We start from the raw sequence: 11,863 nt of genomic DNA, 5'->3' as shown, positions 1-11,863 counted from the left end.
CCGGCATCGGCGGCAAATCACCTATCGAACGCGTTCACAACGTCCCCGGGAAGAACACCTAGCGCTCTTGAATACAGAGCGTCAACCCTCAAAGCGCGAATGTGCGCGTGGATACGCTCGGCATATCGCAGTGCACGAACTGCGCCACACGGCGTCGTGCTGTGGTCTCCACGGCGAGATGCGACGCAGCAAGAGGTGCCTATTTTTTCCCAGATCGACGAGCTCATGGCCCTGGTCGCCACCGGTGACAGCGATGCGTTCGAGCGTCTCTATGACGAGGTCTCCGCGCAGGTGCACGGGTTGGTGTTGTGCTGTGTGGCGGATGCCTCCGCAGCCGAGGAGATCACTCAGCGCGTGTTCGTCCAGGTCTGGGCGAGGGCGCCGCGCTACGACGGATCCCGCACCACGGCGCTGATCTGGATCATGACGCTCGCGCATCACCACGTCGTCGGCTGGTTGCGGCAGCCGCGCACCGGCGAGGATCGCGGCGCCCGGGTCATCCCGTCGTCCCAGGCCCGCTCAGCAGCTGCGTACCCGGCTCTGTCCGTCCTGACGCCGAGCGAGGCGGAGAGCCTCGAGCTGGCGTTCTTTCGCGGGTACACACGGGCGGAAATTGGCGCGATCTATCTCGAGCCGACCGACGCCGTGTCGGCGCGACTGCGTGACGCCCTCACGCAGCTGCGCGCCGCAACGGTCGAACGGTAGTTACGCGGAAGCCGGAGGAGCTTCGGTTCGGGGCTCCTCGGTCAGCACGAGGCCGCCGGCCTTGCCCGCGGACACCATGAGGAATTCCACCCACTCGCGGTTGATGCCGATGGCACGCGAACCGCTGTAGAAGAAGTGCAGGGGGATGCCGTTGTCGATCCACAGGGCGTGGCGTCCGCTGCCGCGTTCGACGGGCAGCGTCCAGCTCAGGAAGAAGTCTTCGTTGCGCCGCAGCTTGGTGCTGACCACAATCTGAAGGTGCATGAGAACGCGGTCGTCGAAATCGAACTCTTCGCGGTCGTAGTACAAGATGCCCACAGTGGCTCCCGGGGTGTGATGGCGCGCGTGTCGCGCCGTATGCATATTACGTGGATGTAAGGCACGATATTCTCGACATACCGGTGTGATAGCACCGGCAACTTCCAACCGATGGGCTGTTTGTGATCATCAACCGACTCACCGTTGACGGCAAGGACTACTTCCTGCCCGAACCGGTTACCGAGCTCAAGCAGAGCATCCTCGAAGCGATCAAGGCCGGCGGCGGTTACGTCGTCATCCCGCCACTGCGCGGTGGCCCGGGTCTCGACATTCTCTTTTCGCCCGGGATGCCCGTCGTCTGGGCTCAGATCGAGGTCAGCGACCCGACCGCTCCCGAGGCCGCACAGGACTCCTTCGACCCGGAGCTTGGTTAGCGCCTGACGCGCCCTTCCCGCGGGAGTTGGCTCAGGCCGACTCTCGCTGGGAAGCCAGGAGTTGTTCGAACTCGCCCGCCGGCATTGGTGCCGCGAACAGGTAGCCCTGTGCCCGGTCGAACCCGGCCTCGCGCACGCGCGCGAGCTGCTCATCCGTCTCGACGCCTTCGGCGATGACCCGGGCGCCGCGGCGGTGCACGAGGGAGACAACCGCCGTCATGAGCACGGAACTAGCGGGCGACGTGTCCTGCACCAGTGATTGGTCGATCTTGAGCTCGGTGGCAGGCAGGTCCAGAAGTTGGTCGACCGACGCGTAGCCGGTTCCGAAGTCGTCAATGGAGACGCCAACGCCGATGGAAAGCAGGTAGCTCAGTCTCTTGCTCACCGCCTCGGTATCGAAGCGTAACGACTCGGTGATTTCGATGGTGAGAAGGTTGGGGTCAACGCCGGACGCGTCGATCGTGGTGGCGAGCTTCTCGTAGAAGTCGGGCTCCGCCAGCTGGATGGCCGAGACGTTCACCGAGATCTCGATGGGCTGCTCCCGCATCGTGTGGGTGCCGAGCCAGTCGCACGCGGTTTCGGCCATAAACGCACCAATGCCGTCGATGGCACCGTTGTTCTCGGCAATGGGGATGAAGGTGTCCGGCGGCACCATTCCCAGCTCCGGGTGGTTCCAGCGGCACAATGCCTCCGCGGCGACAATGTCGCCGGACGACAGCTCGATCTGCGGCTGATAGTGGGCAACGATCTCACCACGGTCTACCGCTCCGAGCAGGTCGGCGGCCAGACGGTCCGCGTCCCAGGTCATAGCGTCAGCTCATCACGCCAGCCGAACTGAGATTGACCCTGAACGGTTGCCTGACGCGCCGAAATGTAATGCATATACGCAATGTTTGACGTGTGTCAAGGGACAGTCAACGTGCAATTTGCGAAAATTAAAACGCGTAGAATGCGCCCATATATTGATTCCGTTCGCTCGCGACGGCACACCGAATGGAACTACCGCAGTGGGATCCCTGCCCGCCGAACGCACCGACGTTCTCCGCCGCAACAATGTCACCGTATCCGGCAATCCCGCTGGCCGTCCCATGGTTTTCGCCCATGGCTTCGGTTGCAGCCAGGAGGTCTGGCGCATGGTTGCCCCTCAGTTTGCCGAGGACTACCGGGTAATCCTGTTCGACCATGTGGGAGCGGGTGGGTCGGATGTCTCGGCCTACGACACCGGTAAGTACGACTCCATCGACGGCTATGCCAGTGATGTGCTCGAGATTCTCGCGGAACTGGACCTGCAGGACGTCGTCTACGTCGGACACTCGGTCAGCTCGATGATCGGGGTGGTGGCCGCCAGCCGTGATTCCTCGCGCTTTGGAGCTCTCGTGCTGGTCGGGCCATCCCCCCGCTACATCAATGAAGGAGAGTATGTCGGCGGGTTCGACCGCGCCGACATCACCGCGCTGCTCGACAACCTCGACCTCAACTATCTCGGCTGGTCGTCGCAGATGGCGCCGGCCATCATGGGTAACCCCGACCGCCCCGAACTCGGCGACGAACTGACCACCAGCTTCTGTCGCATCGATCCGATGATCGCCAGCCAGTTCGCCCGCGTGACGTTCTTGTCGGACAACCGCGCCGACCTGGCCGCCGTTGTCACCCCAACGCTGGTACTGCAGTGCACCGACGACCTCATTGCACCGACGCCTGTCGGCGAGTATGTGCACGAGCACATCGCCGGAAGCACCCTCGTGCGGCTGGAAGCTACCGGGCACGTTCCCAACCTGTCGAGTCCCGACGAGGTGGCCCGGGAGATCCGGAGCTTCCTGGCGTGACCGTCGCCGACGACGCTCCGGCCGCCGTCCCCGACGCAGCGGTCGTTCCCGGCATGCAGGACTCCTACGAGGAGTTTTACCTCAACGCCCCGTGCGGCCTGCTGACCATGGCGCCTAATGGCACCGTCACCCACATCAATGACACCCTGCTTGGCATGACCGGGCGCGAGCGCCGGGACGTCGTCGGCGCGAGTTTCACGCGACTGCTCACCGTCGGCAGCCAGATGTTCTTCGAGACCCGGTTCCAGCCGATCCTGCGGCTGCAGGGCGAGATTCGCGAGGTGGCGATCGCCCTCAGCTGCGCCGATGGTTCGAGCCTGCCGGTGCTGCTGAACGCTGTGGTTGTCGCAGACGGGAACGGCCAGCCCCGTGTCATCCGCACCGCTATTTTCGATTCGACGGTGCGGCAGGACTACGAGCGGGAGATGCTCGCGGCACGGCGCTCGGCAGAGGCCTCCGAGGTTCGGGTGCGGGCGTTGCAGGACGCCTCGATCGCCTTTGGCGGCGCCACCGGCGAGGAGGAGCTGGCCGAGGCACTGGTGAGCAGCGCGCGGTCGACGTTCTCGGCGAGCAACTCCGCCGTTGTACTACTCGGTGACGACGGTGAGCTGTCTGTCGTCGCGGGCGTCAATCCGCTGGGGGATGCCCTGTCGTTGCAGGAACTGGTGCCCATGGCGTCGGTGCTCGAACTGAGCCCCGTTACTTCCATTGGGGTGGACGGGGTGGATGCCTCGACCGCCGCCATTCGCGCGGCGCTCGCCGCGGCCCGCCAGCACACTGTCACCGTGACACCGCTCGTCGACAGGGACGTTCCGATCGGGGTGCTGCTGTGTTTCTTCGGTCGGGAGCGAGACCTGGGGGACCAGTTTTCGTCGCTGCAGCAGGCACTGGCCCGGCAGGCTGCCCAGACCCTGACGCGCATGCGGCTGCGGGCGCAGCTCGAGCAGCTTGCGCTGTACGACCGCCTCACCGGCCTCGCCACCCGCAAACTCCTGGAGGAGCGGCTCGCGGTGGCGCTGGAGTCGGGCACGCCGATGGCGTTGGTGTTCCTCGACCTCGACGGGTTCAAGGGGGTCAACGATCACCTGGGGCACACCACCGGTGACGCGGTGCTGCGGGTGGTGGCCGACCGGCTCCGTTCGGTCGTGCGCGCCGAGGATGTGGTCGGCCGGTTCGGTGGGGACGAGTTCGTGGTGATCTGCGCGGAGACCACGAGCGTCAACGCCATGGTGGTCGCGCAGCGCATCGCGGCGGAGATCCGGCTGCCGATGGATGGCATCGATCCCGCCTTCCCGATCACCGCGAGCGTCGGCGTCGCCGTGTACACGCCGGCGTCGTCGGACGTGTCGGCGGCGGAGCTGTTCCGGCTGGCCGATGGCGCGATGTACGCGTCCAAGCGGGCCGGCGGCAACCGGGTGAGTGTGTTCGGCGCCTAGCCCGGGCCGGGCGACGCGGGTCAGAGCTCGGGGCGGGAGCCGCTCTCACGCAGCACACGGCGAATCTCGTGGGCAAGCTGGGATGCGGAGGGCCTGTCGGCTGCATCGCGCTGGGTCATCCACCTGATTAATGGATGCCACAGCACCGGCACAGCCGCGACGATGGGCGGGTCAGCACTCAGCCGGGCCATCGCCGAGGTCGCAGCATCGCCCGGGAAGGCGCGCTCTCCGGCGAAGCACTCGAGCATAAAGAGTCCGAGCGAGTAGATGTCGGACGCCGTGGTCAGCGGTAGGTTACGCACCTGCTCGGGACTCATGTACGCGGGGGTGCCGGTGGCGGCGTCACCACCGGGAAGGCGCGATCCCGAGCGGATGGCGATGCCGAAGTCGGTGAGCTTCGCGCGGATGCGGGAGTGCTCGGTTCCGTAGTCGACGAGCATGATGTTGGCCGGGGTGATGTCCCGGTGAATCACGCCCTGGGCGTGCACGTACTCGAGTGCCTCAGCGACCTCGTAGCTGATCTCCGCGATCTCGCGGTGGGTGAGCTCGCCGGCCCGGAGTGCCTCGCGCATGGTGCGGCCCTGCACGAACTCCATGACGAGGAACGGGCGGGCGTCGCTGGGGGACGACCTGTCGATACCGGCGTCGGTGATGGACACGACGCCGTGGTGGGTCAGACCGGCGAGAACGCTAATTTCCTTGCGGAACTGGTACACGTTGTCTTCGTCGCCGGCGGCGAACACCTTGATGGCGACGTTGCGTCCGAGGTTCTCGTCGATGCCGAGGAAGACCGAGGAGGCGCCGCCGCGTGCGACCAGGCGCAGGGGTTGGTACCGACCGAGGAGGAGGGGCGCATTCAGCTCGGCCGCCGGGTGCGCGGCGCTCACTGGACGGACTCAATCACCCCGTAAGCATACGGATTTTCAGAAGTCACTTTGGCAGCTTGACGCGGGCCACAAACCGCAATAGTTGGCGGCATTCCGCGGTCGTGACTTCCGCTCGATCTATTGTGCCCCGTTCGGGGGTCATGCCAGAATCGCACAACCCGACCCGGTCCGTACCACTTATGAAAGTTGGTCCGTAATGAAGAAACTCTTCGCGTCCGCCGCCATCGCGGCGCTCGTGGTCGCCCCTCTCAGCGTGATCGGTGCGACGAGCGCCTATTCCGCTCCGACCACCACTGCAACGGAGCAGCAGTACGTCGTGCTCTACGCCAGCGGGACCGCCGCTGCAACGGCCCACGCGGCCATCGCGACGGCCGGTGGTTCCATCGTCACCGAGAACACCGATGTGGGTGTTGCCACGGTGGTGACCAAGAACGCGAAATTCGCGACGGATGCCGCGGCGCAATCCGCTCTCGCGGGCACCGCGAAAAACCGCGTGATCGGAGACGTTCCCGAATCGCGCAAAGCCAACGGTGACGCCGTCAAGTTCGACGCCGCGGAGGCAGAATCCCGGGTGAAGACGGCGGACGTGGCATCCCGTAAATCCACCACCAAGACCCCCGGAGCTGAGCCGCTCGCGTACCTGCAGTGGGACATGAAGCAGATCGGCGCCACGACGACGGGGTCGTACAAGTACGACACCGGCTCGAAGGCAGTGCGGGTCGGCATCATCGACACCGGTGTGGACGGCACGCACCCGGACATCGCCCCGAACTTCGACACCAAGCTCAGCCGGAACTTCACGGTGGACATCCCGGTGGATGCCAACGGCGACACCATCGACGGACCCTGTGAAGACGAGCCCGACAAGTCGTGCACCGACCCCGCCAACGTCGACGAGGACGGCCACGGCACGCACGTCGCGTCGACCATCGGCGCGCCCATCAACGGCATCGGTATCGCCGGTGTCGCCCCGAACGTGGACATCGTGAACCTTCGGGCTGGGCAGGACTCAGGATACTTCTTCCTGCAGCCCTCGCTCGACGCGCTCACCTACGCGGGGCGCAACGGAATCGACGTGGTCAACATGAGCTACTACGTCGACCCGTGGCTGTTCAACTGCACCAACAACCCGGCGGATTCCCCCGCCGACCAGCAGGAGCAGCGCACCATCATCACGGCGATGCAGCGGGCGCTCGACTTCGCCCGGACACACGGCGTGACGCTCGTGTCGGCGGCCGGTAACGGCGCGACGGACTACACGAAGGTGCTCAGCGATTCGTCGAGTCCCGATTTTGCGGATGTCCCGGGCGAGATCGCCTACACGCGCGACCTGCTCGATCCCGACAGCTGCATCTCGATGCCGTCGGAGGGTAAGGGCGTCATCGCCGTCAGCAGCACGGGCCAGAGCGGACGCAAGGCGTACTACTCGGACTACGGCAACGGCTATGTGGACGTCGCAGCCCCGGGTGGCGACGCCTACGACACCCCGACCGGGGACCTCACCTACGCCGGCCAGATCCTGGCCGCGTACCCGAAGGCCCTCGCGATCGCGAACGATGAGATCGACGCCAACGGGGACCCCACGGTTCCGTACGTCGTGAAGAGCTGTGATGCCAAGGGCAAGGTCTGCGCGTACTACCAGTACCTGCAGGGCACGTCGATGGCGTCACCCCATGCGGTCGGGGTCGCTGCCCTCATCGTGAACCACTACGGCCTGCCCGACCGCCGCACGGGTGGCAAGACACTGTTCCCCGCTGCCGTCGAGGTCGCCCTCAAGGCCACGGCGACGAAGACGGCCTGCCCGGTTCCGGCGGAGTACACCTACGTCCGTCGCGTGCCGCAGGCAGATGGCTCGGTCGTGGTGCGCACGTCGACCGCCACCTGCGAGGGAACCCGCGCATCCAACGGGTTCTATGGCAAGGGAGTGGTCAACGCGCTGAAGGCGGTGAAGCCCTTCTAGCCCTGACAGATCGGCGCCGGGGTGGCCTCAACGGGCCACCCCGGCGCTTCTTCTGCCACACTCGGGTAAAACTTTCATCGAAGGAGCACAGATGGTCGTTGGCAGGCGGTCCTGACGACCATGTGTGCTCCTTCGATGTCGTTATGTCAACGGATCCCGGCTGCGGGACGCCCCGCGGCTAGCGCGCGTCGAGCAGCGCCAGCACGTCGGAAGTGGTGCCCGTCTCGCCCAGAGCCGGGAACACCCGGGTCACGCTGTTAGTGAGGGCGTCGGGGCTCATGTCGGTGGTGGCATCGGTCACCACGACCACGTTGTAGCCGTAGTCCAGTGCCTGGCGGGCGGTGGACTCCACCCCGAAGCTGGCCATGATTCCCGCGATGACGACCTGCGTGACATCCATCGCCTTAAGCGTCGCGTCGAGGTCCGTGCCAATGAAGGCGCCCCAGGTGGTGCGGATGACCCGGACGTCCCCGGGCTGCTCGTCGAGCTCGGGCACCAGGTCGGTGAAGTCATCGGGCTGTGGGCGCGCGGGGCGGGCGTAGTCGTTGCGTCCGGCGGGGCCACCGTCGATGCTCGCGAGAACGACCGGCAGGCCCCTCGCGCGGAATCCGGCGGCCAGCGTCGTCGCGCTGGCGATGATGCCGTCGATCGGGCTGATCAGCATGGGGTTGGCGACCAGGCCCTTCTGCAGGTCGATGACAATGAGGGCTGTGTGGCTGTCGAGGGTAGAGATGGGCACGAGGGGCTCCTTGGGGGTAGGGAAATTACGAGAAGGTGACCATGACTTTGTCGGCCGCGCCCGGGGTCGACGCGGTCGCGAAGGCCTTGTCGACATCGGCGAAGTCGAACGTGTCACTGACGATGAGGGCGTACTTCTGCCAGTGGGTGATGATGTCCTGCGTGACCTCGAAGATCTCGGTTGGGTAACCCATCGACAGCGCAATCGTCAGCTCGCTGCCGAGGATCTTGCCGAAGTCGACGCTCACGGGCTTCTTGTGCACCGCGACGATGCCGAGGGTCGCGCCGTGGCCGGCGAGGTCCAGCACGGCCTCGATGACGGTCGGGGCCCCGGCGGCATCGAGGTAGATGGTGCTGGCGGGCTTGGCCAGACCGCGGCGGGTGGGAGCAGCGCCGTGGATCGCGATGAGGCGCTCACGCACGTCTTCCTCGGCCGAGTTGATGACGGCGTCGGCGCCTACGGCGAGGGCCTTCTCCAGGCGCGACGGGATGATGTCCACCACGACGACGCTCTTCACGCCCTGCGACTTGTAGCCGATCGCCGCGCCGAGGCCGATGGGGCCCGCGCCGAAGATGACGACGAGGTCGTCCGGGCCCGGGTTTGTGCGATTGACCGCGTGGCGGGCAACGGCCATCGGCTCGTTGAGCGCGGCGACCTCGAAGGGGATGTGGTCGGGCACGATGGCGACGCTCACCCCCACCTCGGCGTTCTGCACGAGGAGGAAGTCGGCCATGCCGCCGGTGGTGCCACCGCTGCCGATGATGCCGGTGGGCGCGACCATGGGGTTCACGACGACGTGATCGCCGACGCTGATGCCGGTGACGGAGCTGCCGACTTCCACCACCTCGCCCGCGGGCTCGTGTCCGAGGGGTGTGCGCCCCTCGAGGCCGGGCAGGCCGCCGATGGCGATGTACATGGCGTCGGATCCGCAGATCCCGCACGCGCGAATTTTCAGCAGGATGTCATTCGGTGAGGCCATGGGCTTCTCAACCTCGAAGACGGACGTTTCACCTGGGCCGGTAACCATGGATAGCTTCATGAAAAATAAACTAGCCGATCGGCTATCTTCGGAGCAAGCGACATCCACTCGTCCTCAGGCTCTTGTCAGGACGACGGATGCCCCGGGCGCGCGTGCGACGATGGACGCAGTAATTTCCACCCGAGGAGGCGCACCGTGGGACGACCCGTTGGTCCGCGCGGCGAGAGCAAGGCCCGGCTGGTCGATGCCGCGCTCGTGCTGATCGCCGAGCATGGGGTCAGTGGCACGTCGCTGCAGATGATCGCGGACTCGCTGGGGATCACCAAGGCTGCGGTGTACCACCAGTTCCCAACGAAGGCCGAGATCGTGCGGGCCGTCGTGTCGCCGGTCATCGAACGGATGGAGGCCATCGCCGACGCCGCGGAGGCCGCCCCGCCCGAGACTCGCTTCGACGTTGCGCTCGAGGGCCTCGTGGATATGGTCATCGACAAACGCGATTCCGCGGCGGCGCTGCGGCGCGACCCGGTGGTCACCCACCTGCTCGAGGCGGACGAGGGCTACCGCGCCACCACCGCGCGCATCGACGCGCTCTTCATCGGTGAGAATCCCACGCAGGCCGACCGCGTCGCGCTGATTCTCGCCGGGGGCACCCTCATGGTGTCGGGGTCGGACCCCACCCTCGCGACCGTCGACCGCGAGACGCTGCGCGCGGTGCTGCTCTCCTCGATGCGGGCGCTTCTGCCCCGCCCCCACGCCCCGCGACTTGCTTAAAAACGCTCTATTTTCGCGCGGAATAGAGCAATTTTGTGCGAGTCGCGAGTGTGGGGTGGATGCCCCGGGCGGGTAGTCTGACCGTCTGCCCGGCTCAAGCCGGGGTGGTCGACCCCGGTGACGCCGGGGCAGGTCCGAGGCTGGAAACCTCCGGTTTCCCTTCAGCACCCCGAGGATGACCCCGTGCCCCGACCGACTCCGAAAAAAGCATCGCCCCTCACCCCGAAGATCGACGTGGTGCGACTGACCGGCCTCGCCGACGGTGACCCCGAGCTGCTTGAGGCGCACGAATCCTACGAGGGTGAGCGCTACGTGTCCGCGGATCTGGGCGGACGCACCCTCGAGGGCGCGTCGTTCTCCGAGTGCGAGTTCGTGGATCTGTCGGCACACGACACCGATCTGAGATCGGCCAGCTTCGCCGACATCCGCTTCGAGCGCCTCAATGCGCCCGTCTTCAGTGCGCCGCGCTCCCAGTTTCGGGATGTGCTGGTCGAGGGCTCGCGCCTCGGCTCGGCCGAGTTCTACGAGACGAGCTGGCACTCGGTGCACTTCGTCAACTGCAAGCTGGGGTTCGTGAACCTGCGCGGCGCCCTGCTGCAGGATGTGCTGTTCACGAACTGCTCCATCGACGAGCTCGATCTCGCCGGCGCGAAGGCGACGCGGCTCGCGTTCGACGGCACCCAGATCAACAGCGTCGATGTGACCCGGGCGACGCTGACCAACGTCGACCTGCGCGGACTCGAGATGCGCCAGCTCAACGGCTTCGAGGATCTCAAGGGGGCGACGATGAACTCGGCGCAGATCGGTGAGCTCGCGCCGCTGTTCGCGGCCCACTTCGGCATCAAGGTGGAGGGCTAGCCGCCCGACGCAGGCCGGCGCTTACGGGGTGATGACGATGCGCTCGTCGCCCGAGGGCGCCTCGTTCCATGCCTGCTCGACGTCGGCGAGCGGCACGGCGCGCACGGTCACCGCGTAGGCGCCCGAGCTGATCTCCTTGGCAAGGGCGGGAAGTTCCGAGCGGATGTCCCGGGCTGAGACTGACCCCTGGCCGCTCCCCACGATCTGCAGGCGGGCGGCACGCAACGCTGCCGACGGGATCACCGCGTCGGGGCCGGCGACCGATCCGATTTCGATCCAGGCGAGCGGTCGTCCGGGATCGGTGCGGTTGCTGACGATCGAGGTCATGGCCGACACCGTCGGGGTGCCCCAGAGATAGTCGAGCACGACGTCAACATCGGCGGCCGCGGATGCCAGGCGCTCCGCGACATCCGCTTCCGCACCATCGAGGGAGATGGTGACGTCGGCCCCGAGCGCCGGAAGCGCCTCGAGGCGTGCGGCGTTGCGGCTGGCGGCGATGACCCGCCCGGCGCCCAGGTGCTTGGCGATCTGTACGGCCATCTGGCCCGCGCTTCCGGTGGCGCCGAGCACGAGCACCGACTGGCCACGCTGGAAGTCGATGCGCTGGCGCAGGGCGATCCACGAGGACATGGCGGGGTTCATGGCCGCGGCGAGGGCAACCGGGTCGACGCCCTCCTCGAGCACGATGCTGCGGCGCAGGTCGACGACGGTCTGCTCGGCCATCGCGCCGATCGTGGTGTCGGGCAGGATGAAGTACACGAGCCGCCCGTCCGCGGTGCGCCCGACGCCGTCGATGCCGGGCACCAGCGGCAGCTCGTCCGTGCTGGTGTAGTGCGAGCCGTCGGCCTGCGAGCGCACGCGGGGGTGCAGTCCCGCGGCGATGACGGTCACGAGCACCTCGTGTTCGCCGACGGGAATCGGCGTCTCGATCTCCGCGTAGCGCGGCGGGGTGTCAAAGGAGGAAACGACTGCTGCGTGCATGAGGTGCACCACTTTCTAACGGCGGGCGC

General features: G+C 66.5%; 13 protein-coding genes. 7 read left to right on the top strand and 6 right to left on the bottom strand.

All coding sequences use genetic code 11. The annotated features are described in order from the left end of the window. Positions 1 to 195 precede the first annotated feature (195 nt). Positions 196 to 705, top strand: a complete 510-nt coding sequence (locus HB677_RS16295) for a sigma factor-like helix-turn-helix DNA-binding protein (RefSeq protein WP_213816790.1) — start codon at positions 196 to 198, stop codon at positions 703 to 705. On the opposite strand, the gene HB677_RS16290 is transcribed toward HB677_RS16295, so the two are convergent. Then, positions 706 to 1,023, bottom strand: coding sequence for a hypothetical protein (locus HB677_RS16290; protein ID WP_307852629.1), 318 nt, complete (start codon positions 1,021 to 1,023; stop codon positions 706 to 708). It abuts the gene before it with no gap. A gap of 122 nt (positions 1,024 to 1,145) precedes the next feature. On the opposite strand from HB677_RS16290, the gene HB677_RS16285 reads away from it, so the two are divergent. Continuing rightward, positions 1,146 to 1,397, top strand: a complete 252-nt coding sequence (locus HB677_RS16285) for a hypothetical protein (RefSeq protein WP_213816789.1) — start codon at positions 1,146 to 1,148, stop codon at positions 1,395 to 1,397. Between the two features lie 31 nt (positions 1,398 to 1,428). Here HB677_RS16285 and HB677_RS16280 read toward each other — a convergent pair whose 3' ends face one another. Beyond that, the gene (locus HB677_RS16280) at positions 1,429 to 2,205 is read right to left on the bottom strand and encodes an EAL domain-containing protein (RefSeq protein WP_213816788.1); all 777 of its coding nucleotides are present in this window, start codon (positions 2,203 to 2,205) and stop codon (positions 1,429 to 1,431) included. A 208-nt stretch (positions 2,206 to 2,413) separates the two neighbouring features. On the opposite strand from HB677_RS16280, the gene HB677_RS16275 reads away from it, so the two are divergent. After that, positions 2,414 to 3,223 carry an alpha/beta fold hydrolase gene (locus HB677_RS16275; RefSeq protein ID WP_374193829.1) on the top strand — a complete coding sequence of 270 codons (810 nt, stop codon included), beginning with the start codon at positions 2,414 to 2,416 and terminating at the stop codon, positions 3,221 to 3,223. After that, the gene (locus HB677_RS16270; RefSeq protein WP_213816787.1) at positions 3,220 to 4,659 is read left to right on the top strand and encodes a sensor domain-containing diguanylate cyclase; all 1,440 of its coding nucleotides are present in this window, start codon (positions 3,220 to 3,222) and stop codon (positions 4,657 to 4,659) included. Before HB677_RS16275 ends, HB677_RS16270 begins: the two co-directional genes overlap by 4 nt. Before the next feature lie 20 nt (positions 4,660 to 4,679). On the opposite strand, the gene HB677_RS16265 is transcribed toward HB677_RS16270, so the two are convergent. Next, positions 4,680 to 5,546 (bottom strand): serine/threonine-protein kinase, encoded by an 867-nt coding sequence (locus HB677_RS16265; RefSeq protein WP_307852628.1) that lies wholly within the window; start codon positions 5,544 to 5,546, stop codon positions 4,680 to 4,682. Positions 5,547 to 5,742: 196 nt separating this feature from the next. On the opposite strand from HB677_RS16265, the gene HB677_RS16260 reads away from it, so the two are divergent. Next, positions 5,743 to 7,506: a S8 family serine peptidase gene (locus HB677_RS16260; RefSeq protein WP_213816786.1), complete on the top strand. Its 1,764-nt coding sequence runs from the start codon at positions 5,743 to 5,745 to the stop codon at positions 7,504 to 7,506. 178 nt (positions 7,507 to 7,684) lie between these two features. On the opposite strand, the gene HB677_RS16255 is transcribed toward HB677_RS16260, so the two are convergent. Beyond that, positions 7,685 to 8,245 carry a cysteine hydrolase family protein gene (locus HB677_RS16255; RefSeq protein WP_213816785.1) on the bottom strand — a complete coding sequence of 187 codons (561 nt, stop codon included), beginning with the start codon at positions 8,243 to 8,245 and terminating at the stop codon, positions 7,685 to 7,687. A 25-nt stretch (positions 8,246 to 8,270) separates the two neighbouring features. Further along, entirely contained in the window at positions 8,271 to 9,224 is a 954-nt protein-coding gene (locus tag HB677_RS16250; RefSeq protein WP_255546682.1) for a zinc-binding dehydrogenase, read from the bottom strand. A gap of 195 nt (positions 9,225 to 9,419) precedes the next feature. On the opposite strand from HB677_RS16250, the gene HB677_RS16245 reads away from it, so the two are divergent. After that, a complete protein-coding gene (locus HB677_RS16245) occupies positions 9,420 to 9,995 on the top strand; it encodes a TetR/AcrR family transcriptional regulator (protein ID WP_213816783.1) in 576 nt (191 codons plus the stop codon). Between the two features lie 183 nt (positions 9,996 to 10,178). Continuing rightward, a complete protein-coding gene (locus HB677_RS16240; RefSeq protein ID WP_213816782.1) occupies positions 10,179 to 10,853 on the top strand; it encodes a pentapeptide repeat-containing protein in 675 nt (224 codons plus the stop codon). A 21-nt stretch (positions 10,854 to 10,874) separates the two neighbouring features. On the opposite strand, the gene HB677_RS16235 is transcribed toward HB677_RS16240, so the two are convergent. Continuing rightward, positions 10,875 to 11,834 carry a zinc-binding alcohol dehydrogenase family protein gene (locus HB677_RS16235; protein WP_213816781.1) on the bottom strand — a complete coding sequence of 320 codons (960 nt, stop codon included), beginning with the start codon at positions 11,832 to 11,834 and terminating at the stop codon, positions 10,875 to 10,877. Between the last annotated feature and the right edge of the window lie 29 nt (positions 11,835 to 11,863).

Source organism: Glaciihabitans sp. dw_435 (assembly GCF_018449675.1).
Classification (GTDB): Bacteria; Actinomycetota; Actinomycetes; order Actinomycetales; family Microbacteriaceae; genus Glaciihabitans.
The sequence above is the reverse complement of the archived record's forward strand: the minus strand, read 5'-3'. Positions and strand labels throughout refer to the sequence as shown.